18 protein-coding genes are annotated in these 21,396 nt (G+C 60.1%); 6 read left to right on the top strand and 12 right to left on the bottom strand.

Annotation, left to right across the window (positions count from 1 at the left end):
* Nucleotides 1-26 precede the first annotated feature (26 nt).
* The 6 genes from ACM6IT_RS27635 (at nt 27) to ACM6IT_RS27610 (ending at nt 7,380) form a co-directional block, all read left to right on the top strand.
* Nucleotides 27-1,376 carry an MmgE/PrpD family protein gene (locus tag ACM6IT_RS27635; RefSeq protein ID WP_414919083.1) on the top strand — a complete coding sequence of 450 codons (1,350 nt, stop codon included), beginning with the start codon at nt 27-29 and terminating at the stop codon, nt 1,374-1,376.
* Nucleotides 1,377-1,424: 48 nt separating this feature from the next.
* Nucleotides 1,425-2,459 (top strand): GlxA family transcriptional regulator, encoded by a 1,035-nt coding sequence (locus tag ACM6IT_RS27630; protein WP_414919082.1) that lies wholly within the window; start codon nt 1,425-1,427, stop codon nt 2,457-2,459.
* Nucleotides 2,460-2,555: 96 nt separating this feature from the next.
* Nucleotides 2,556-3,707 (top strand): MFS transporter, encoded by a 1,152-nt coding sequence (locus ACM6IT_RS27625; protein ID WP_414919081.1) that lies wholly within the window; start codon nt 2,556-2,558, stop codon nt 3,705-3,707.
* Between the two features lie 138 nt (nt 3,708-3,845).
* Nucleotides 3,846-4,487, top strand: a complete 642-nt coding sequence (locus ACM6IT_RS27620) for a dimethylsulfonioproprionate lyase family protein (protein WP_414919080.1) — start codon at nt 3,846-3,848, stop codon at nt 4,485-4,487.
* 225 nt (nt 4,488-4,712) lie between these two features.
* Nucleotides 4,713-5,780, top strand: a complete 1,068-nt coding sequence (locus ACM6IT_RS27615) for an alpha/beta fold hydrolase (RefSeq protein ID WP_056724816.1) — start codon at nt 4,713-4,715, stop codon at nt 5,778-5,780.
* 109 nt (nt 5,781-5,889) lie between these two features.
* Nucleotides 5,890-7,380: a DUF1254 domain-containing protein gene (locus ACM6IT_RS27610; protein WP_414919079.1), complete on the top strand. Its 1,491-nt coding sequence runs from the start codon at nt 5,890-5,892 to the stop codon at nt 7,378-7,380.
* Between the two features lie 264 nt (nt 7,381-7,644).
* On the opposite strand, the gene ACM6IT_RS27605 is transcribed toward ACM6IT_RS27610, so the two are convergent.
* From ACM6IT_RS27605 to ACM6IT_RS27550, 12 genes are all read right to left on the bottom strand, one after another.
* A complete protein-coding gene (locus tag ACM6IT_RS27605; protein WP_414919078.1) occupies nt 7,645-8,805 on the bottom strand; it encodes an OmpA family protein in 1,161 nt (386 codons plus the stop codon).
* Nucleotides 8,806-8,834: 29 nt separating this feature from the next.
* Nucleotides 8,835-9,275, bottom strand: coding sequence for a type VI secretion system baseplate subunit TssE (gene tssE, locus ACM6IT_RS27600; RefSeq protein ID WP_414919077.1), 441 nt, complete (start codon nt 9,273-9,275; stop codon nt 8,835-8,837).
* A gap of 3 nt (nt 9,276-9,278) precedes the next feature.
* Nucleotides 9,279-9,815: a type VI secretion system lipoprotein TssJ gene (tssJ, locus tag ACM6IT_RS27595; protein WP_414919076.1), complete on the bottom strand. Its 537-nt coding sequence runs from the start codon at nt 9,813-9,815 to the stop codon at nt 9,279-9,281.
* The gene (tssG, locus tag ACM6IT_RS27590; protein ID WP_414919075.1) at nt 9,796-10,893 is read right to left on the bottom strand and encodes a type VI secretion system baseplate subunit TssG; all 1,098 of its coding nucleotides are present in this window, start codon (nt 10,891-10,893) and stop codon (nt 9,796-9,798) included. The genes tssJ and tssG overlap by 20 nt, the downstream gene beginning before the upstream one ends.
* Nucleotides 10,857-12,626, bottom strand: coding sequence for a type VI secretion system baseplate subunit TssF (tssF, locus tag ACM6IT_RS27585; RefSeq protein ID WP_414919074.1), 1,770 nt, complete (start codon nt 12,624-12,626; stop codon nt 10,857-10,859). Before tssF ends, tssG begins: the two co-directional genes overlap by 37 nt.
* Nucleotides 12,627-12,649: 23 nt before the next feature.
* The gene (gene tssA / locus ACM6IT_RS27580) at nt 12,650-14,236 is read right to left on the bottom strand and encodes a type VI secretion system protein TssA (protein ID WP_414919073.1); all 1,587 of its coding nucleotides are present in this window, start codon (nt 14,234-14,236) and stop codon (nt 12,650-12,652) included.
* On the bottom strand, nt 14,233-17,304 hold the full coding sequence (locus ACM6IT_RS27575) for an ImcF-related family protein (RefSeq protein WP_414919072.1): 3,072 nt from the start codon (nt 17,302-17,304) through the stop codon (nt 14,233-14,235). Before ACM6IT_RS27575 ends, tssA begins: the two co-directional genes overlap by 4 nt.
* Before the next feature lie 316 nt (nt 17,305-17,620).
* Nucleotides 17,621-18,835 (bottom strand): hypothetical protein, encoded by a 1,215-nt coding sequence (locus ACM6IT_RS27570; RefSeq protein WP_414919071.1) that lies wholly within the window; start codon nt 18,833-18,835, stop codon nt 17,621-17,623.
* Nucleotides 18,836-18,837: 2 nt separating this feature from the next.
* On the bottom strand, nt 18,838-19,101 hold the full coding sequence (locus ACM6IT_RS27565; protein ID WP_414919070.1) for a PAAR domain-containing protein: 264 nt from the start codon (nt 19,099-19,101) through the stop codon (nt 18,838-18,840).
* 49 nt (nt 19,102-19,150) lie between these two features.
* Nucleotides 19,151-19,723, bottom strand: a complete 573-nt coding sequence (locus ACM6IT_RS27560; protein ID WP_409079014.1) for a hypothetical protein — start codon at nt 19,721-19,723, stop codon at nt 19,151-19,153.
* Nucleotides 19,698-20,675: a hypothetical protein gene (locus tag ACM6IT_RS27555; protein WP_409079015.1), complete on the bottom strand. Its 978-nt coding sequence runs from the start codon at nt 20,673-20,675 to the stop codon at nt 19,698-19,700. The genes ACM6IT_RS27560 and ACM6IT_RS27555 overlap by 26 nt, the downstream gene beginning before the upstream one ends.
* An 80-nt stretch (nt 20,676-20,755) precedes the next feature.
* Nucleotides 20,756-21,385 carry a DUF2931 family protein gene (locus tag ACM6IT_RS27550; RefSeq protein WP_409079016.1) on the bottom strand — a complete coding sequence of 210 codons (630 nt, stop codon included), beginning with the start codon at nt 21,383-21,385 and terminating at the stop codon, nt 20,756-20,758.
* Nucleotides 21,386-21,396 lie beyond the last annotated feature (11 nt).

Below are 21,396 nucleotides of genomic sequence, written 5' to 3'. Positions count from 1 at the left end.
GGCGTTCATCACTCGGGAATATTGAAATGCAGTTGTATTCATTCGTCCAGAATTTCAGTTACAAGGACGCGCCCCTACATACACGCGAGTTGCTCAAAACTTGCCTGCTCGACATCATTGGCGTGGCCGCCGGAGCTCGCAATAATCAAACCAGCGTGATGCTCAAAACCTACGCTGACACCCACTACACTGCCAACAAGCTGTCCAGTCGCCTTTGGTTCGACGGCAGAGCCGTACACCCATTGGGCGCCGCGTATGCCGGCGGTTTCTGCGTTGATAGCCTGGATGCACATGAAGGTCACTTCACCTCCAAGGGACATGCGGGTGCGACCGTAGTCCCGGCCGTTGTTGCATTGGTAGACGCGTATCGTCGTCAGGGCAAAGACATCAGCGGCGAAGAGTTCCTCAGCGCACTGTGCATCGGTTACGAGACTGCCTTGCGGGCGGGCCAGGCATTGATGGCCACTGCCCCGGAATATCATGCTTCAGGTGCCTTTTCCGGGATCGGGGTCGTTTGCGCCGGAGCCCGCTTGCTGAAGCTTGATGAAACGACATTCCGTCATGCGCTGGGTATCGCGGAATACTTCGGCCCGAGGTGCCCGATGATGCGCCTGGTGAGCTTTCCGACGATGTTGCGCGATGCCCACGGCGCCGGGGCGTATGCCGGACTGAACGCATTACTGATGGCACAGCTCGGTGTCACTGGCGCTCCAGCCGCCACTGTTGAACCTTTGGAGATTTCCACTTTCTGGCAGGACATCGGAACCCGTTGGGAGATCGACGAGCAATATTTCAAACCATGGCCGGTATGTCGCTGGGCGCAACCGGCACTCACGGCCATGACCGATTTGATGCGAGCACATCCAGTCATCACTGCTGAGTTGATCGAGACCATCGATGTCGAGACATTCCACGAGTCTGTGTGCCTGCAGGGGCATTTTCCGAAGAGTGCGGACGAGGCCCAGTACGCGCTCGCATTTCCGCTGGCCGCCTTGATCGTTCGTGGAAAGCTGGGCCCTGACGAAGTCACCGGGGACTCCATTCATGCGCCAGACATCCTGAACATCAGCGGGAAGATAACCCTTCATGAGGCGCCCGACCTGTCCGCCAGGTTCCCTGAGGAAATCCTCTCCCGCGTCACGGTTACCCTGAAAGACGGCACGCGTCTTACGAGCCCAACCGCGACGGCCAAGGGCGACCCCGACAACCCTATGTCGAGTGCCGAACTCACGGCTAAATATCATTTGCTGGCTGATGACAGCTTGGGATCCACGCTCAGCAATGCGATCAAGAACAGTGTTGATGCACTGCCTGAGAGCGATGACTGCCAGTCATTCTTGGATTTGTTGCTGTCTGCGCCAAAAACCGCTGTCTAGATTGCGAAACGGTTTCGTAGCTATTGGTAAAGGTGTCAAAGAGGACTTATGCCATTCGTATTCGAGAGCGTGCTTAAAGACAAGAACATGGGGTACTCCTATACGGCGCAGAAACCAATAAAGCCGCAGGCGGTGACTCGTGTAGCTTTCGTGCTTTTGAACAATTTCTCGATGATGTCGTTCACCGGCGCTATCGATGCGCTGGTGACCGCCAACCTGATTAGCGAGACGCCGGCGTTTGAGGTGTTGACGGTCGGCATCAAGAACCGTCTTGTGATGAGCGATCTGGGAATCGCCATTTCAGCGGACCTGGAGTTATCCCAACTACCGGATCGTATCGACGTTCTCATTGTCGCTGGTGGTTTGCGAGTGAAGCTGATCAGCGACCCACTGTTACGGCGCAAGCTACGTAACCTCGCATCTCTTGGCGCGACCATGGGCGGTTTGTGGAATGGTGCGTTTTTTCTGGCGGAAGCCCAGTTAATGGACGGTGTCGAGTGTGCCTTCCATCCAGATGGGCGAGCGATGATGGAGGATGTTTTCCCCAAAGTCCTGGTCACTTGTCGAACGCACGTAATCGATCGAAACCGTATCACGTGCGCCGGCGCCAGCAGCTCGTTACGCATGATGCTGGAGCTCATCACCGCTAAACAAGGCGTGTCGCTGACCCATGCTGTCGAGGAAATACTCAGTTGCGATCAAACCGCTGAAGTCTCCGGGATATCGACTGTCATCGTTGACACTGACCCCACCTTGCCACAAACCCTGAAGCTCGCTTTAGAACTGATGCAAAAGAACATCGAAGAGCCACTATCGATCGACGAACTGGCTGAATGTGTGAACATTTCCCGACGACAATTGGAGCGTCGCTTCTGCCGTTTCGTGGGCGCCACGCCCACACGCTACTACCTTGAGCTGCGCTTGACTCGAGCACGACAGCTTATTCTGCAGAGCAATCGGCCGATCACCGATATCGCGATTGCGACCGGCTTCTGTAGTTTCGCCAACTTCCATATGCGCTTTCGTGACTTCTTTGGCGTAGCGCCAAGCAGTTATAGAGCAACGTATGAGCGCAGGCGCTAAGTTTTGAAACCCGTGCACGCGAAAAATATACGAAACCCGCACTGTCCAAGCCGAGTAAACGATGGCTGACATCATCGATAAGGATTACCGAGAATTATGAATGCTCCATCGCCGGTGTTGATAACCACGGCTAACCACAGCGAGCGGATGTCTACACGCATTGCCTTCCTCATCGCGGGCTTACTCATGTCCGCTTGGGCGCCTCTGGTTCCATTGGTTAAAGCACGCGCCGGCCTGGACGATGGTGGCCTGGGTTTGCTGCTGCTTGGCCTTGGCGGAGGATCTATTGTGGCCATGCCCTTCGCTGGCTATCTCACTGCACACTATGGATGCCGACCGGTCGTAATCTGGGCGACGATTGTCTTGTGTGCTGTTCTTCCACTGTTGAGCACCGTGGCCTGGCTGCCTGGCTTGGTCATCGCTGTCACTCTCTTCGGTGCCAGTATGGGCATGCTTGATTGCGCCATGAACATACAGTCCGTCATCGTCGAGAAAAACAGCGGGCAGGCACTTCAGTCCGGCTTCCATGGCCTTTACAGCGTCGGAGGCATAGTGGGCGCCGGGGCCATGACCGCTTTATTGACCTTAGGGCTCGATCCACTGATTGCGGCATTCTGTATCGTTGCCACCGTTTTGGGATCGCTTTACAAGGCTGCGCCTGCTTTGCTGACTTATGGCACCGAACGGGGTGGGCCATTGTTCGCGGTGCCCAGAGGTATCGTGCTGCTTTTAGGGACGCTCTGTTTCATCGTCTTCCTCACTGAAGGTGCAATGCTTGACTGGAGCGCAGTCTTCCTTGTCTCAAACCGAGGGTTAGAGCCGAGCATCTCCGGTTTGGGCTACGCATCCTTCGCCGCTGCGATGACTGTGGGCCGCCTGACGGGGGACGCCATCGTCAGCAAACTGGGCGGCGTGCGCGTCGTTGCGCTTGGCGGGCTTTGCGCAGCCGCGGGCATGATTGTGTCCCTTGGAATCGATGGCTGGCCCGCGTCCTTGATCGGCTATGCCCTGGTCGGGGCTGGCTGCTCGAACATTGTCCCTGTGCTCTTTACCGCCGTGGGCCGCCAGCAACGTATGCCACAGGCAGTAGCGATCCCCGCTGTCATCTCGATGGGTTACGCGGGCATTCTGATCGGTCCCGTGTTTATTGGGGCGGTCGCCCATCTGAGCACCTTGTCGTTCGCTCTGGGCGGTCTGATTGTCCTCCTCGTTTTTGTCAGTGCAACAGCACGATTTCTTCGCAATTAACCCAATCGTTTCCGGCGCGATTTCAGCATTGGCCATTGCGAATCGAACTCTTCGCCCAGAAAACCAGGAGGCATCTCGACGGATGGATCACTGAGTTTTCAAAGTCACCTGCCAGGTACGTTCAAGAGGTAAACGGTCATGCAGTCGTATTTACAGATGTCGGAACAAGAACTCCTGATACAGGGAGTGGTGATGCGCGAGGCACTCCTGCGAATCCTGGCCCGTCATTCTCAAGGGAGTAGTGATGATGGCGTGGATACAGAAATCTGTGTTTGTGCCTTGAGCAATGCGCGCCTGGACATCGGCTTGCCTCCGTTCTCGGGCACTTCCCTGCCCGCTTGCCTGGGGCCCACGGTAGCACGGGCATTGGCGGATGCTCCCCGAACGGATCGGGACTTCAAGATTCTGCTATCGGCTCTTGAGACCCTGCTGTCCAGTAGTCGCTGGATAAAACGATCGGCTTCAGAAGGGGACGATGATGCGTTTGAAGAAAGGCACCGACATGCGCTGATTCTCGGCAAGGGCGCACTGCTTGAATGTTCAACTTTGACAGTGGGGTTGGCGGTAATGGAGCCCAAACTTTGCTATCCGTACCACAAGCATCCTCCGGCAGAGTTTTATGTCGTTCTATCGGAAGGTTACTGGTATCGGGAAGATGTTGGCTGGTGGAATCCCGGGCCGGGCGGCGTAGTGTTCAACCCACCATCGGCTGTCCATTCCATGAGGTCAACCGACAAACCGTTGCTGGCACTCTGGGGACTTTCCCATGCAGTGGATTGATGCGCCGACAATCAGCAGACTGCTCGACTATCCAAGCTTATGACTGCTGCCGACTCGGCCCTGGGACTTGGTATCACAGTGTATCGGCGCGACACCTCGACACACAAACTTTCATCCGGCCGACGATTGGACACAGGCCAGATACGTTGCCGCGCTCCAATGCTCGCAAGGTTTGAAGGGGCTCGGACGGATCCCCTGACCCATGGCTGGTAAAGGAGAGATCCCATGAAGATGGCACTGCGCAACAGCAACCCCGGCAAGACTCGTCGCCACCTGGTCGGCCCTTCGATCCTCGCGCTGACACTGTTCGGCGTACTTGGCGCGGCCCACGCACAAACGGCCGCCACCGCGCAGCCGGCGTTGGCCCCTGCCGGCACCACCCAGGCAGCGCCCTCGCCGTTCGGCCCGCTCAAGCATGTCAACGCCGGACTGCTGGATGTGGCGTACGCTGAAACCGGTCCGGCCAACGGGCCGGTGGTGATCCTGCTGCACGGCTGGCCGTATGACATCCACAGCTATGACGAGGTCGCGCCGTTGCTGGCCGCCAAGGGTTATCGGGTGCTGATGCCCTATGCCCGCGGTTATGGCGATACGCATTTTCTCTCCGACAAAACCCTGCGCAATGGCCAACCGGCTGCACTGGCCAGTGATGTCATCGACTTCATGGATGCCCTGAAGATCAAGCAAGCGGTGCTCGGTGGCTATGACTGGGGGGCGCGTTCGGCCGACATTGTCTCGGCGCTGTGGCCGGAGCGGGTCAAGGCGCTGGTCTCGGTCAGCGGTTATCTGATCGGCAACCAGGCCGCCGGCAAGAACCCGTTGCCACCCAAGGCGGAATTGCAGTGGTGGTATCAGTTCTACTTCGCCACTGACCGTGGTCGCGCCGGTTACGAGAAGAACACTCACGACTTCGCCAAATTGATCTGGCAACTGGCTTCGCCGAAATGGGCGTTCGATGACGCCACCTTCGACCGCAGTGCCAAGGCGCTGGACAACCCCGATCATGTCGATATCACCGTGTTCAACTACCGCTGGCGCCTGGGCCTGGTCCAAGGCGAGAGCCGATACGAAGCGCTGGAGCAGAAACTGGCCACGGCACCGTCCATCAGCGTACCGACCATTACCCTTGAAGGCGATGCCAACGGCGCACCGCACCCGGCGCCTGAAGACTATGCCAAGCGCTTCACCGGCAAATATCAGTTCCGCCTGATCAACGGCGGCATCGGCCACAACTTGCCGCAGGAAGATCCCCAGGCGTTCGCCAAGGCAGTGATTGATGCCGATCATCTTTGAGGTCGATCTGACGATCTCGCGCCTGCGTTGAACAGCACCGGGGTAAAGATGAGCTATCTTGAGAGCGAATCACCTGCATCCATTGACTGCCAGCCAGTAAGGACGCTTCATGAATCGTTTGCCCCGGCGCCATGCCCTCTTCGCCTTGTCTCTGGCCAGTACGCTCACAGCCACAGCGCTATTGAGTACGCAGGGTTACGCAGCGCAAGCCACAGTCGCCGCTCCGGCCGCCAGCCCTGTCTCAGGCCCTGTCGCGGGTACCAAAGTAACTGAACCGTACGTACGCATGATGGCGCGCGAGGCGTATTTCTGGGCCTGGCCGATGGCCAACATCTTCAATCGTCGCCAGGCATTCAAGGACTTGCCCGAGCCCGGCTTGATGGGCGGCATCGTACCGGTGGCCCCGATCAATCGGTTGTCGATGCTCAGCGACTACATCGACCCGGCCGAGCGGCTGGTGGCCTGCCCGAACCAGGACGTGGTGTACGGCGCCGGCAGCATCGCCCTGGACCTTGAGCCGGTGGTGCTGCAAGTGCCGGACTTCGACGGCCGCTTCTGGGTATATCAGGTGGTCGACCTGCGCTCCGACAGCTTCGCCGAGATGGGTAAAATGTATAACACCCAACCGGGTTTCTACCTGCTGGTCGGGCCGGACTGGAACGGCAAGGTGCCGCCGGGCATCAAGCGGGTGTACCGGGCGCGTACAAACACCGGGTTCGTGATTCCTCGGGTATTCCAGGACGACACCGCCGCTGACCGCCTGGCCGTGCAGCCGGCATTGTCGGGCATCGACATGTACCCGCTGTCGCAGTACGACGGCAAGATGAAGAAGCGCAACTGGGCCCGGTTGCCGAAATTCCCGGCCCAGGCTTCTGAAGGCAGCGCCGAAACCAAATGGGTTGTGCCGGAAAAGTTCTTCGACGAACTGCCGGCCTTGCTCAAGGACGCCAAGCCATTACCGGGCGAAGACGCCCGCTACGCACAAATGACCGCCCTCGCGGCCATCGCCAAGGCCGACCCGCAACTGCGCGCCGCGATGATCGACGAGGCGAAAAAGGCCGACAAAGAAGTGATCGACCCGCTGTTGCAGTTCCGCAACTACGGCCTGCAATTGCCCAATCACTGGAGCACGGTAAGCAACGGCGCAGCGTTCGGCACCGATTATTTCACCCGTACCGCCGTCGCGCGCTCGAACATTTTCGTGAACCAGCAGAAAGAGACCAAATACTTCTACCAGGACCTGGATGAGAACGGCCTGCGTCTCAACGGCCAGTACGGCTACAGCGTCACGTTCGCCAAGGGCAAGCTGCCGCCGGTCAAGGGGTTCTGGTCGCTGACGCTGTACAACGAACAGCACTTCTTCTCGCCGAACGAGCTCAAGCGCTACTCCATCGGCACCAAGAACAAGTCCCTGCAAACCAACCCAGACGGCTCGCTGACTCTCTACGTGCAAAGCGAATCACCGGGCCAGGACAAGGAAAGCAACTGGCTGCCCTCGCCCAAAGGCGCCGGGTTCTCGCTGTACATCCGCGCCTACTGGCCGCAAGCCGATGCCCTCGATGGCGACTGGACCCCGCCGGCGGTGGTGAAAACCAAGTGAAAAGGACTTCGACGATGAACGCAGCCAGCAAAACGCTGACCGCACTGGCGTTGGCCGCTTCGTAATCCGTGATGCCGTGAACAAATGAGCGCCCAAGTGGCGCTCATTTCGTTTGGGTCACACAAAACCCTCTGTAGGATCGAGCTTGCTCGCGATGGCGGAGTGTCAGCCTCTATCAGTGCTGGCTGTGTCGGCCTCATCGCGAGAAAGCTCCCACAGGGAATATCGGCTCCCCCTCCCCGGCATCCGCTCCCGAAGCAAACCTCAGGTCGACGACTGACAGGCGCCCTTTTCCGGTACCAGACGAATATCGACACGACGGTTGGCTTCCCGCCCCGCCTCGGTGTCATTGCTGGCAATCGGTTGACTGGCGGCAGCCCCCCGAACGGCAAAGCAACTGGCCGGGATATCACCCATGCGTTGCATCCAGTCGTGCACGCTGGCGGCGCGGGCCTGGGACAGTCTGATGTTCTCTTCAGGATTGCCCGTGGCGTCACTGTGCCCGGTAATGACAATCAACAGGTCTGGCTGAGCCTTGATGTCGACCAAGGCATTGATCAGTACTTTGGTCGAGCCGGGCTTGAGCGTGGCACTGCCTGCCTCGAACAGTGACAGGCTGCGCAGATGCACGGGTTCGCCGATGTCCTGCTTGTGCTGGATAAAGGCCAGATGGCGGGCCCTGCCCTCAGTAGACGAAATGGTCACCCAGCCCTGCCACCACAATCCACCAACCAGAATCAAGGTGGTGGCCACAGCAGACACCCACAGACTGATTCTCCGTATTTTTTTTCGCTGTTTTGACCCCGATAAATCGGGCAGCGGTGGACTGGGAATGATCATCACCGGCATGACATATTCCGGCACGTAGCCCCCGATCGAAGGCAGCCCCGGTGCGCTCGACAAGCGCCTTGCCTGCGTCCGTTGCAGCAGACTGCCGACTTGTTGACCCAACGCCAGAAGCGTTTGCGGAGCAATCAGCCCCGTGCATTCCAGGCGCGCGCCCAATCGGTCAAGCTCGGTGCCCAACTGGACAAGCGCCGGCAAGTTCCGCGAACTGATGTCCACACTCCGCATCAAGGCCTGCAGTTGACCGCATAGCCAGGCCAGAATGTCCAGGCGCGCAGACTCCAGGGGGGGCCACACACCCTCCCGATCGCCGAGTAATGCCTCGATCAGTGACACCCCTTGCACGATGCCATCCAGGCCGTAGCGTTGTCCGTTCGCCAGTGCAAAAGCCGCAGCGCTTTGCAGATCCGCGCCATTTTTCTGGAACAACGCCAGGCACAACTGCTGTATACGGCCCCAATCCACGTCCGGACACGCCGGATGGCTCAGATGGGCCAGTTCATCGCGAAGTGCGACAAACTCGTCAAAGTCCCGTGGATCGCCACCTGCCCGCACATCAAGCCCAAACAACCCGGTCATTTCGTTTCCTTCCTTTTGCCTGTCCGATATCACGGCGTCGACAGGTAGCGCTGCCGTTTGAGGTGACGCATGAGTACCTTGCCTTCAGGCGCCAGAGTGGTACCGAAAGTCACCCGTTTGCCGCCCTTGAGTTGCATGTCGAGGGCATACTCCAGATGGCCCGGCAGCACCTGTGCCAACAACTCGATGCTGACCGCGGCCAAACGCGGTTCGTACTTGAGCAGGGTCCTGCTCATCGTTTTCATCAGGTCATGGGCCGTGGCGGGCAATCCCTGCAGGATCACGCCCATGTCCGGCAAGCCGTAGTCCGGCAGGTGGCTGAGCGTGCCGGCGCGGCTATTGAGGATGCGTTGCAGATTGTCCAGCACCGACAGGATTTTCTGGTCCTCTTCGCCGACTCGATACAGCTCCAGTTCGCCATCGAAGTTCTGCAAGAGCATTTCGTACAGCGAGGGGTTGAGATCGCCCACTACCTACTCCTTCGCCAATGGCCGTAATGTCAATCGGTTGTCCGCCAGCTCGATCACCCGAGGCTGGTCCGGTTCAAGGTCATTGCGGGTCAGGGTCAGGCGCCAGGTGTTCATTCGGGTGTCCGGTTGACGGAACAGACCGACCACCGTGACGAATTTTGCGTCCCTGTTCAGGGGCACGTTCAGTAACGCACCCTCGCCGGGCTTGATCACCACGGCATGCGCGTCCAGTAGATCGGCACTGAGTTTGCTGTCGCCATGGCTGAGCAGGCTGTCATAGCTGGCCTGCTCCACGGCTTTGCTGTCACGCAATTGGTACACCCGCACCAGGGTCGGAACCGACAATGCACTCATGTCCGTTTCATCGGTGTTGTTCGCCGCGCGACCGGAAAAGTCCAGGTGCAGCGTCGTGACCTGCTTGTAGAACACGGCCCGTGCCGCCGAGGCGGTGCTGTCCGAGACGGTCTGGGTCAACCCGCAACCGCCGAGCAAGGTGCCCAGCGTCACCCATGCCAATGAATTACCCAGCGTACGCAACATGCTGTACCTCTCTGTTCCGTGGATTCTGCGAAAGGCCCTGGTAGCGACCAAGGCTGATGGTGATGGTGTCGTGTTGCGCGGTCTGGCAGGCGTCGCTGCCCTGTGCCAATACGCCGGTCATGCCAAGCAATACCTGCGGATGGCCCAATACCGGTGCTGGCAGGCTGCGCATCGGTAGCCGCAACTGCAACTGCGCAGTACAGCGCCAGCCCAGATACACGCGTAGCAACACCAGCAGGTCACGGTGCAACTGTCCCCCGGGCAACCAGCCTCTGGCCTCCCGGGTGTCCTCGGTGAAAAGCCCAAGGAGTAATTGGCTGTTGGCATCGTGTCCGGTATGGCCCAGTGGTGTTCCTTGGGACAGGCTGACGGGGTGGCTTGCGCACAGGCCGGCCGGTTGCAGCAAAGGGACTTTGCGAGGCCAGTGTGGCGTCACCCGCGCTTGCGTGTTCGGTGCCAGCAGCCTGACCAATGCGCTGATGCCTTCGGCGTTTCGGGTTGGCAGACGCATGACACTGAGCAACGCGAGAAAACGCGAAATCGGCGTGGCGATCCGCCCGGCGGTGCCGGGTATGCCGAGGCCGATCAGGCCGAGCAAACACTGCGAAGTCTTGTCGGTCGCGCCGGATTCGAATGTGGCCGGGTACGAGTACTTGCGCCAGATCCGGTAGAACTGGGTGAAGATCCGGTGGTTGAAAATGTCGAGGAACGCTTCCAGTGCCTCGTGCCCTTCCCGGCGCTGGGCAATGTCGTCGACGAACGCCGTGGGCATCGGTGAATCGACACCGTACAGACCCAGCAAACTGGTACGCACCGTGGCCGGGCGTTGCGGATGTTCCTCATCAACCTCGATAGACTTCAATTCGCCGGCCGGAAACCCCATGCCGGGATCCGGCCGAAACCGCACCGGATCATCCGCCACACGCGCGGTACTCCCCAACGGTGGATGCCCGGGCAATGACTGTTCCAGCAACTGACAGAAACGATACAGGCTGGCCTCGGCCACCCGCCCCTGCAGCGTTTGCAGCAAACCGCCGGCTTTCAACCGGGAATACGCTGACTGTGGTTCTCGTTCCATCGCAGGCACTTCCCGGTGGGTTGAAGGATCAGCGTGAGCTGGTTGAACAGATGAATGTCGGCATACAGGCCGAAGAAGCGATTGAGCATTTCGCCAAACAGGCTGATATCGCCTTCGCCACAGAAGCCGTTGGCATCCAGGGTTACCTCGATATCCACCCCACGCAGCAAAAAACCTTTCTCGAAACGCTGGATCAGGTGATGCCTGACCTCGACGATCGCTTCCAGGCGCCGCCGGTTCAGTTCACTGCCCGTCCAGTCATACAGCGCCAGGGTGCCTCGCAGTACTTCGGCACTGTCGAGCATCGGCAGGAAGTTCGAACCCAGGTGACTGAGCACCCGCCAATGGAAACGGTCACGGTTCGGCGGATAGCACGGCAAGGTGGGTGCACACAGGTTGCGTGCCCGCAAGCGGGACTGAGCGTTCTGTGCGACGGTATCGAGCAGTGTGCTTTGCAGGGCCTTGCGCGGCAGTTGCCCGTTGGTCCCGGTCAGTCGCAACGACAGGCCTTCACGCTGAAACAACCGGTCCTGATCGAAGCCCTCGCCGCCCAGAATCAGCCAGGTGTCATGCAGGCCATTGGCGCCCTGGCGCAAACGCGTATGGAAATAACGCTCCGGTGCGTCGTCACGCAGCATGCCGCCCTTGTGGCGAAAACTGCTGAACGGCACATAGTCATGCCGCTCGGCGTTCTTCGAAGACGTGACCTGGTCCACCGAATAAATCTCGGTGTGACCGTCCTGCAGGCGCAAGGGGCGCAGCAGGTAGTCCGTTTGCAAGGGGGCGAGTTCCAGTGGATCGGCTTCCAGCGCAAACAGGTTGATCACCGGCACGGCATGCAGGCGAATGTGCTCGACACTCAGATCGAAGCCATGGGGCCATGCCTCGCCAAAGACCACGTCCAGCTCGAACCAGGGTGTACCCGGCTTGAGGTTCAGGCGCTCCAGCCCGCAAAGGGTCACGAACATGAATTTTTCGCGGAACGTGAAGTACTCCAGCAATAACTGATAGCCGCTGAACGCACTGTCGCCCTTGGGCCACAGACGATCTTCGTCGGCAAATCCCTTGGGCGCAAAATGCCCCTCCAGCGCCTGGCGATCCGAATCCCCCGCACATCGCACGTACAGCGCCTGAACCTTGAGGGTCAGCGCCTGATGCAGCGCGCTGGCCAACGCCGCATCGGCATTGAGGTACAACGGCAGGCGGCTCAGGTCGACCTGGCTCCAGTCGGTCATTGTTCCGCAGGCAAAGCGCAGGCGCAGCACCGAGCGCCCGTCCGACTCCTGGGCATGCCGTACAGACGCTATGGCCAGCGGGTGCAATGTCAGGTCCTGAGTGGTGGTGTAACTGCATCGGGTGCGTTGCGGTCCGATGGGCTGCGACAACACTTCAAAGCCCTTGGCGATTCGTTCGCCGAGCTTCATCTGCGCGAAGTCCGGCGCCAGTTCGACGATCGACAACGAAGCGATGGTGCGCAGGTAATGGGGCCACAGCAGGCTGACCAGGCCTTCGGTCAACTCCGGCAAATCATCGTCGAGCTTTTCACGCAGTCGCCCCATGAGGAAGGCAAAGCCTTCGAACAGGCGCTCTACATAAGGGTCCTGCGCCCCCGGTTTATCCAGGTTCAGTTGCGCGGCCCGGTCAGGGAACGCCTCTGCGAACTCCTTGCCGGCCTCGCGCAGGTAACGCATCTCTGCGTCGAAATACCGCAGCGTCAGATTTTCCGTGTTCACAAATACATCCTGATAAATGAGGTTCAGCCGCAGAGCACCGCGGCGCGTACCGGATCGATGGCGACCAGCGCCGCCAGCAACGCGTCCATGCGCCGGGCCAGCGCGGGTTTATCTGTGTCATTGCGTTGCGCTTTGAGGCGCAGCAATTTGAGCAGGCGGGCCTTGACCTCAAAGTTCAGGTCCGGCTCCCACTCCGCCAGCGCCTGGCGTTGGGCGGTGGCATCCAGTTCACCCAACAGGTGAATGGCCAGGTCGCTCTTGCCGTACTGCTCGGCCACCCGCGCCATCAACAGGCGCAGCAACCAGCGCTGACGGCCTGTGTGCACGTCGGGCCGCGCGGCCAGCCAGGCCAGCGCCGCCTCCACCCCATCGCTGTCGGCTTGTGCCAGTGCCTGGGCTTCCAGGGACAGGATCTCGGCACCTGCATCGATGGCTGTCGTCGCCGGAGCAGGCAACCACTGTTGGGCCTGATTACCGCTGACGTGCTGAGCGATCCACTCGCGAGTGGTCTCGTTGGCGAACGGTGTGCCGTCGCTCCAGCACAGGGCCTCCAGACCCGGGAGCCGCTCAAGGAACATCCCCAGGTCGCGCGTGGTCATATCGGCGCAGCTGTCCAGCGGCGCGGATTGCTTTCTCAACGCCTGGTACACATACCACTGCAGATCCAGCCAGAAATGATTCACACCCTCGGCGAACATCCCTTCGACCTGATCCAGCAGTTCCTGCCAGTTCTGCTGCAGGTGCAGTCGCTTGAGTTGTGCCTTGTAGTCGCCACGTGGGGGAGCCAGACGGGTATTGCCATTGACGTCCTGAGGCGGTGGCTGATGCAGCGTGTCCCAGCGCAGGCTTTTCATCAGGCGATGGGCCGCCAGCCAACCCTGAGGTTGTTCACGCAGATAGCCCGCCAGGGCCCGGCCACTGTCCAACAGATCGCGTCCGGACTTGATGGACGTGACACCCGGCACATCCGATTGGGTATTTGCTTCATGGCTGGCACTGTTCTGCGGCACCAGGGCATCCACCCCGCCGGACTGCGTCAACCGCGCAGACAACGCGGAGTACAGCGCGCCCAGGGCCGGGCGCTGGTCCTGCGGCCAGGCGTCAAGCCCCTGCTCCAGCCAGGCCAGCGCCGCGACCGTGCGTTCAGCTTCGCTGCGTACAACCTCCGGATACAGCGACAGGCTGTCCAGCACCTTGCCGCCGGCCAGCCACTCGAGGGCCATCTTGCGGCTATTGGGCCGCACCGGCAGCACCTGCTGCGCGTAATGTCCGACCAGCGCGGCCAGCAGGCCAAGGCCATCGGCGAGCCCGGCCTCGCCGTCTTTGTGCAAGCGGGCCCACAGGTAGTAAGTGGCGACGCGCAGGTCCTTGCAGCTTTGCCGCAGAAGTTTTTCAGCCAGTTGCGCCACCCGCTCGGCATCCGCGCCGGACAACTTGTTGACCTCTTCGCGCATGCGCTGGAAATCATCGTCGTAACCGGGGTCTTCACCCACCGGAGTATCTGCGCTGATCGGTTGCAACCAGGCTTGCCAGCGCCCTGACGTTTCCCGGGCCAGTGCCAGCGCATCGCGTTCACCCAGGCAACTGCTGATCAATCCTTGCAAGCTCATGGCACTTCCCCGTTCTGCGCATAAGGCTCGGCGTTGTTGCCCACCCCGAGAAAAATCTGCGTCGGCAGCTTGAAGCCGCGCAGCTTGAGCAGCGCCAGCGGTCCCGCGCCCAGTTCGGTGCGCAGGTGCCAGGTCAGGCCCAGGCCGTCCGGGGCCTTGAGCTGCACGCGGTAGTGGCTGTCGCCGTCGTCCAGCGTGGTGACCCGAGCCTGTTCGAGCAGGCGGATCAAGCCCCAAGTACCCTGGTAATCACCAAACAGACGCTCGCCGGCCTGCACGCTGGTCCAGGTCAGGCTCACCCCCGGACGGTCGCTGTAGCCTGGCCAGCTGAAGCGTTGCCAGCTTTCCTTCTGGTTGAAGTAGTGGTGTTTTTCGCCGTTGAGGATGAAGGTGGTCTGCACCACGTCGCGCACCGGCTTGGCCCGTAGCTCGAACCCCAGGCCGAGACCGCCGTCGGTGAACAGCACATCGGCCAGGTGGCTGAGCTGATTGAGCGCCGCGAGAAACCGCGGGTTGATGCGCAGGCCCTGGCTGTGCCGCGAGTCGGTCACCCAGCGCTGGCCTTCCTTGCGCAACACACCGCCCAGTTGCTGTTGCAGGAACTGCTCGATGCGCCCGGAGTCGGCACGGATCATTTGCCCCAGCATCGGCAATGACGCATCGCTGGTGGTCGCCACGAACGGGTAACGCCCGGCAAACGCGCCGTGCCAGTCGCTGACGATCGCCCGTTGCCACTGGCGATTGAGGCTTGCCGCCGACGGCTGCAGCACCCGTTGCCAGGCCTGTTCCAGCGGCTGCACGAACAGGGTCTGGCCGACCCCGCCCCACTCCGCCCCCAGGCTGGCGGCGATCAGGCTGCCGTAGGCGCGGGTGTCGGTGAGGTCGACGCTTTTGCCCTGGAACACGGTTTGCGCCAGGGCCTGGGTCATCTCCTGCGGATCGGCGGCGCTGCTTACCTGTTGCAGCTTCAGGCGTACCCGGGTGACTTGGGTGAGGAAGGCCTGCAGGCTCAGCCGGTCGTTGTCGTTCTTGCCTTCGGCCTCCTTGCCCAACAGCGCCAGCAGCGGACCGAAGGTGGCGTCCAGCGGACCGCTCGCGCCGCGGACTTGTTGGTCGATCAGCGGCACCTTGTCCTGGGTCATCAGCTTCTGCGCGGAGTGGATCAACGACGCACCCAGGGCCGGGCCGCGAGTGCCGGCCTGGCCCTGATACGCCAGGGTATTCATCAGCGCGATCAGCGGCGACTGGCGCACGTCGCTCATCAGGGTCAACTGGTCGATCACCTGATCCAGGCTGCGTGCCGGTTGCCAGTCCAGGCGATTGAGGAAGTCCAGCCAGGCGCTGGCGTAGTCCTGAAAGTAGCGCTCGGTCAGGCGTTCCTTGAGTTGCTCCGGGCTCAAGTCGGCGGCGAGGCTGGCGGGATTGTCGCTGAGCACCCAGTCGATCTCATCGCGGCGGGCCTCGGCCACCTCGTCGATGGCTTGGCGGACCTGACCCTCCCAGGCCTGGCGGGTGAACACCCCGGGAACGCTGGCCGTGGTGGCGAACAGCGCGCGGGCGTCGGTGTCGCCGACCATCTGCGGCAAGCTCAGGGCCGGGTAGTGATTGGCCGCCGCATCGAGCACCTGGCGGTACAGGCTGGCTTCGGCATTGCGCTGGCCAAGCTGGCCGAGCAGTACTTGACGGGCCTGGGCCACCAGCGTCGGGTCAGCCTCGATACGCCAGGCCGGATGGGCGGCCAGTTGCTCGGCATAAAACTGCCAGAGGCCGGGTGACAGGCCCTGCCAGAGCCCCGGCGTCATGTCGGCGCGCTGCGCCTGGGTCTCGACCAGCACCTTGGCGAGGAAAGCCGCGTCGGTTTTTTCCGGGCGCGCCATCATCAGGTAGGCCTTGAGCTGCGCGTAGGCTTGCGGGGCACGCCTGGCGCGTTCGGGGCTGTCCGGCGGCAACTGGATCAGCGCCTTGAGTTGCTGCTGCAGCGTGGCCACGGCCGGGTCGCGCAGCAACCGCTGGTTGGCGTCGACGTAGCGCGGCCACAGCGTCGCCAGCAATGGGTCGTTCTGGTTGAGGCCGAAACGCAGGTACCAGGGCGTGCCGTGCGCGGCGCGGTAATCCAGGCGCCCCAGCTCGCGGGTCAACTCGTTGAACGCCAGCAGTTGTTCGTCGGGGCTCTGCGACTGTTCGAGAGAGACCAACGTGCTCTGCATCTGGGCAATGTGCACGCGGTTGCTGGCGAAGGACAGCAGCAGGCCGGCGCCCCAGATCAGCGCCACGGCCATCACCAGCGCATAAGCGACTCGCGGGACGGACCAGCCCAGGCGCCGAGGGCTGACGGCCTGATCGGCCAGCACGCCGTGCCAGGCCGGATCGACCGGCCAAAAGTGCAGCCGATCAATTTTATTGCCCGACGGCAGCGGCAGGCTGAACCACAGCCCCCGCAGCGGCACGTTGTGGGCCAACTCACCGAACAAGGGCGACAGCGCCCGACGCCACCGGGCCATGCCCTCGGCCTGCAAGTCGCGGGACAGGCGCAGCAGAAAGTCATGCGCCATCGCCTCCTGCATTTGCTCCAGGCCCTGCTGTCGCAAAGGGTCGAGCAATGCTTCTAACCGGGTGTCCAGTTCAAGCGCCGTGACCCGCGAGGACAACCGGCAACCCACCGCCTGGGTCGGCCGCGGGTCCTGTACCCACTTGCTCGCGCAGACCTGCCAAAGGTGCAAGGGCAACTGCCAGCCCAATTCGCGGGCCAGCACCTTCAAGTGACGCACACCGGCGCCCATGGCGGCAGCATCGCTGCTTTGCTCCTTGCTCAGCGCCCAGACCACGCCGTCCAGCCCGCGCCAACGGGTCAGGCGGCGGTACTGATTCAGCGTCGCCTCGGTGGGCTCGGCTTGCAGGCTGCCGCCCCAGATCAGCACGATGTTTTGCGCGTCGAGCCAGTTTTCCGAGGTCAGGCCGGGGGCGATGGCAGTGATTTGCTCGGGTTCGCCGACGACGAGCAGGAGGCGGACTTTGCGGGGCCAGAGGAGGCTGTGGTTTTTCCGCAGGTACGTTTTAACCGCTGCCATTCGCTTCTCCAGCTGAGCATCAGTGGATTCATTGAGTGGCGCTTGCCCAGGTTGAGTAACATCATCGGCGACAAGCGGACGATAGCCTGAGCGACCTAGACGTCCCAGCAGAGGGTATCCCCCCAGAAACATCACCACGAAAAAGGTGGTGGCCAATATTGCCGAAAGCCAAATTGTTTGCCGGGCGCTGCCATTTGCAATGCCCAGCGACTCGGGGTGAAGCCAGACCACAGCACCTGAAACCAAACCGGTCAGCAACACAACGCCAACCAGAACACCCAACCCTACAGAGCGTCGAAACTGCATTTCGAGATTCCTACTTCGAAAGTGGTGACACCGGTGTCAAAACCGTGCACCAAAGCCCGGCTGCGACATCGTCACCACTGAAAATGAACTGCGGCCCGACGCCGCGCTGAAGGGTTTGCGTCGCGGCCACGATCGCCAACCACGCAGACGCTGTGCCCGGGTGTCCCAGCAAGGTATCCAGGTTGTGCGTCACCGCCATCGGCAGTTGCGCCAGGACAGTGCTGATTGCCACCTCGCGTTGCGCATTCCCCCCCACACGCCACACATGCTCGATTGATTCGGCATCCAGTGGCACCCAATCCAGGGCTTGACGAGTGGCATACAGCAGCGCATCGGGGCTGGGCTCTCGCTCCTGCTCCGGACGGTGCAGGTAGGCAATGGGCGGCAATGTGGTTTGCGTCAAACGATTACCCAGCAGCAGTCCGACGACCGCTTCCGCCGTCTCTTCGGGCTGTTCCGGCGCAAACTGTGCCGCCACCACCATCAGTAACGCCTGGTCGGCAATTCGCTGGTCAAGCCATTGATCCAGCGCCGCCAGGCCCTGCCCTTCGACAGGCGTGGTCGACTGGCGAATGCCAGACTCTGTCCAGGCCTGTCGCCACACTCTGCGCAAAGTATGTTCCGGTAATCCGCTATCGACTTCGAGCAACAGTGCCAGCGGCGTCTCGTCTGGCAGTTGCCCCAAGGTTTGTGCCAGGTCAACGAGCACCTGCACCAAAATGCTCAACAACACGTGTTCAGAGGCCGGCGTCGTATTGCCGGGCAAGCGGCTTTGACGTACCGCGTCACCGCCAGACAAGGAGGGCTGAGTCTTGAGCGCCTTGACCCCACTCAGCAAAGCGTCCAGTTGGACTTGCGACTCCTCTCCCGGCGCTCGCAAGGCCGTGTAAAGACTCACATTCAATACTTGCTGGGATCGCCGGCCACGGCGCAGTCGCCGAACCGAATCCTCCTCACGGGCCTCATCCCAGCCATCTGCAACAGCTTGTCCGCCGATGTACAGCAGCGCGCGCCCGAAGCTCATGACGCACCAACCCAAGAACGGAACACCCAAGGCCAGACCGTAGAAATCCAACGGTTGTTGCCGCAACGATTGACTGGCGAAGCCAAACATCAACCCGAAACCCAGCAACCAAAGCAGCGGCAACAGACTCAGCCAAAGCCAGACACGGGGCCGCGCAGGACGGGACGCCGGAGCAGGTACTTGATCGAGACGGACCGACATGATCAGCTCGCGCCCGCTTCGGGGAGTGACGAAATCAAGGTGCAACCGCAGGCACAACAATGTCCGTGAAACGCAATCGGTACGCCGTTTTCGTGAAACCTCGGATGCCCCTCGGCAATCACTGTTCGACCATGACCTGGAACGGGGCACATTACCGCGTCACCCTCCCGAGCCACGCCGATACCACCGAACCGCATCACGGCGGACCCCGTAAGCACAGTGCCCTTTCCGGTTGTTTTGTCACCAATACGGATGATGCCTTTCATTCCATTTCCCTTTTTTAAAGACCCACTTGATTACTCACGTGCCCAACGGCTATTGACTCAGGACTTCCTGAATCGAAACCGCCTTGCCATGCAGCACATAGTTCGTTGAAGTTAATGCCTGGCCAGCAGCATTAACATGATTGAACCAATCAATAGAAAACCCCTTTTCATTCCATTGCACCGAAGAAAAATCAGTGTCTTGTTTTTCCGTTCCGGAGTTCTGGCTTGCCATTGAAATCGAGCGCAGGCAACTACTGACCAGTGTCCTTGTTTTGGTCCTCAGACTGGTATCCGCCACTCTATATACGTGCAACCAAACCTCACTGCCGGCGCCACAGAAACCTGTAGGCTTTCCAGGGTTGGAGGGAGACACTTCAAACAGTGCGAGATAAGTTTCTCCAGCAATGGGGTATTTATGCCTGTCATAGAAAACACCGCCCACTCCAGCATTCAACTTCAGCCGATAGAGACTTCCGTCTTCCATATGCAAAATCACCCCACTCTTTTCATTGCTGACCCAAGGCATTGCCGTATCGGCGAAAGCGCCACTCACTGCCATGAAACCCAACAATAAAAAAAACAAAGAACAAACATATTTACTTCGACAACACATGATCGGCATAGCACACCCCCTGATAAGTCCAAGGGTGGTCCTCCGATTGCCCCTTGGTGCCTTTTTTGTAGGTATCCACATCTCTCTCGTGCAGTTCGGCTTCGGTCTTGTCCTGGTTTTTTTCATTGTCCATCGACCAACCGATGTTTCCGGTATTGGCGTCGCACAGGATGTTCTTTTTCCTGACCCAGGATCTTGAGGCGGTGTCCCACTCATGGTAGGAACCACCGTTCCAGCGGCTGAATACCTCATGTTCCAGCTGCTCAGTCGTATAGCTCCTACCAGACTGACCCAGATATTTTTTCGCGATCCGGACCTTATCCTTGTAGATGGAGGAGCCTCCCAGGATGTTCGCTTTCCAGTTCCACGCCTGTTCGTAGGACGGTGCCGGATTGGTCATTTGCGTGATGCCGTAACCTTTGTCGAACGCAACGATTGGCTCGCCGTCGAAATCGATGAAGTGTTTACTGCCCGTCTCTTGTTCCAGCAGGTTCTCGAATCCGGTCATGCCATCCAGGCTTGCAACATAAGTAGCGATACTCTCTTGAACAGGATTCTGTCCTTTAATGGCAACAGTCCTCGTGAGCGACTTTTGACCGACCTGTACTTTTACGGACAACGTTCCACCGAGAACCTGGCCGGAGAAATCAGCCGTCCACGTTTTTTCGCCGCTGACAAATGAACCTGACTCATTGAACGTATTCAGTGTTTTACCTTTTCGCGCCCGCTCCTTCAAACCACTGACTTTTGCCTCCCATTCAATGACCCAGGACCATTTGATATCGCCAACGAATTGCGCTCGAAACTCGAACGCGATAACGGGCAACGTGGCATCTTGGGTAATCTTGAACACTTCATTTTCAGCGGGTGATACCCAGGTCAATGTACTTTGCGCAGACACGACCTTGATGACGGTACTGTCCGCGTTATTCGTGCTAACTGCATGTTTTAATTGCTGCATGGCTTTATCCCTTTAAAAATCAATCCCGCAATGACACCATGTTCTTTTCGAGTGAAATCAAAATACGTTTTAACTAACTCCTACCAAGTGCCATAGGGGATTCCGTGTTGATCGATGTAGGCCTGCGCCTCAGGCTTCGGTGCGCGGTAATAGTTACCCTTACCGTTTTGATTAGGCCCTAGCGGCTCAATCTCCGCCTGAAAGCGTCCAACCTCCTTGAACCCCAGGCATGGCCCACCAACCCAGACCTTGACGATGCCACCGGGGGCCATGCCCAAGGTGATGGAATCCCGATACTCGTCCTTCCATTTTTTTGAGCCTTTGCAAAACACCCGCTCGGACTTGACCATCTCATCCCGCACCCACTGCGGGATCCGGATACCGATCTTGTAGGTCTGTGGCTCCACCAGCGATTGCCAGCGCACGAAGATGCGGTCCGGCAAGTCGACATTGTTCACCGGCATCATCGATCCGCCCCCTTTGTGCCAACCTTCAGGTTTGCGGGTGTAACCGGCCACCCCGGCAGACACGCGAAAGAACGCCAGCCCGCGCTGATCGAGCACATCCACACTCTCGACCCACACTTCCATGAAGCGCGGCGCGGCCAGGCCGACGTACCAGCTGTGGTAGGGCAACTTGGGTGGCGTGGGACCAGTGGCGCAGGCACACAGGCTGAACAGCAGGCCAACCAGCAAGATCAGACGCTTCATTGCGGATAGCC

The organism is Pseudomonas sp. IT-P4 (assembly GCF_949767755.1).
Classification (GTDB): domain Bacteria; phylum Pseudomonadota; class Gammaproteobacteria; order Pseudomonadales; family Pseudomonadaceae; genus Aquipseudomonas; species Aquipseudomonas monachiensis.
This window is presented reverse-complemented; position numbering and strand designations above follow the sequence as displayed.

Coding starts and splice junctions, on each gene's coding strand:
- ACM6IT_RS27635 (WP_414919083.1), top strand. CDS start 27: ATGCAGTTGTATTCATTCGTCCAGAATTTCAGTTACAAGGACGCGCCC.
- ACM6IT_RS27565 (WP_414919070.1), bottom strand. CDS start 19,101: ATGAAAGGCATCATCCGTATTGGTGACAAAACAACCGGAAAGGGCACT.
- ACM6IT_RS27620 (WP_414919080.1), top strand. CDS start 3,846: ATGCAGTCGTATTTACAGATGTCGGAACAAGAACTCCTGATACAGGGA.
- ACM6IT_RS27630 (WP_414919082.1), top strand. CDS start 1,425: ATGCCATTCGTATTCGAGAGCGTGCTTAAAGACAAGAACATGGGGTAC.
- ACM6IT_RS27615 (WP_056724816.1), top strand. CDS start 4,713: ATGAAGATGGCACTGCGCAACAGCAACCCCGGCAAGACTCGTCGCCAC.
- ACM6IT_RS27605 (WP_414919078.1), bottom strand. CDS start 8,805: ATGACCGGGTTGTTTGGGCTTGATGTGCGGGCAGGTGGCGATCCACGG.
- ACM6IT_RS27575 (WP_414919072.1), bottom strand. CDS start 17,304: ATGGCAGCGGTTAAAACGTACCTGCGGAAAAACCACAGCCTCCTCTGG.
- ACM6IT_RS27570 (WP_414919071.1), bottom strand. CDS start 18,835: ATGTCGGTCCGTCTCGATCAAGTACCTGCTCCGGCGTCCCGTCCTGCG.
- ACM6IT_RS27625 (WP_414919081.1), top strand. CDS start 2,556: ATGAATGCTCCATCGCCGGTGTTGATAACCACGGCTAACCACAGCGAG.
- ACM6IT_RS27550 (WP_409079016.1), bottom strand. CDS start 21,385: ATGAAGCGTCTGATCTTGCTGGTTGGCCTGCTGTTCAGCCTGTGTGCC.
- tssJ (WP_414919076.1), bottom strand. CDS start 9,815: ATGTTGCGTACGCTGGGTAATTCATTGGCATGGGTGACGCTGGGCACC.
- ACM6IT_RS27610 (WP_414919079.1), top strand. CDS start 5,890: ATGAATCGTTTGCCCCGGCGCCATGCCCTCTTCGCCTTGTCTCTGGCC.
- ACM6IT_RS27555 (WP_409079015.1), bottom strand. CDS start 20,675: ATGCAGCAATTAAAACATGCAGTTAGCACGAATAACGCGGACAGTACC.
- tssA (WP_414919073.1), bottom strand. CDS start 14,236: ATGAGCTTGCAAGGATTGATCAGCAGTTGCCTGGGTGAACGCGATGCG.
- ACM6IT_RS27560 (WP_409079014.1), bottom strand. CDS start 19,723: ATGCCGATCATGTGTTGTCGAAGTAAATATGTTTGTTCTTTGTTTTTT.
- tssG (WP_414919075.1), bottom strand. CDS start 10,893: ATGGAACGAGAACCACAGTCAGCGTATTCCCGGTTGAAAGCCGGCGGT.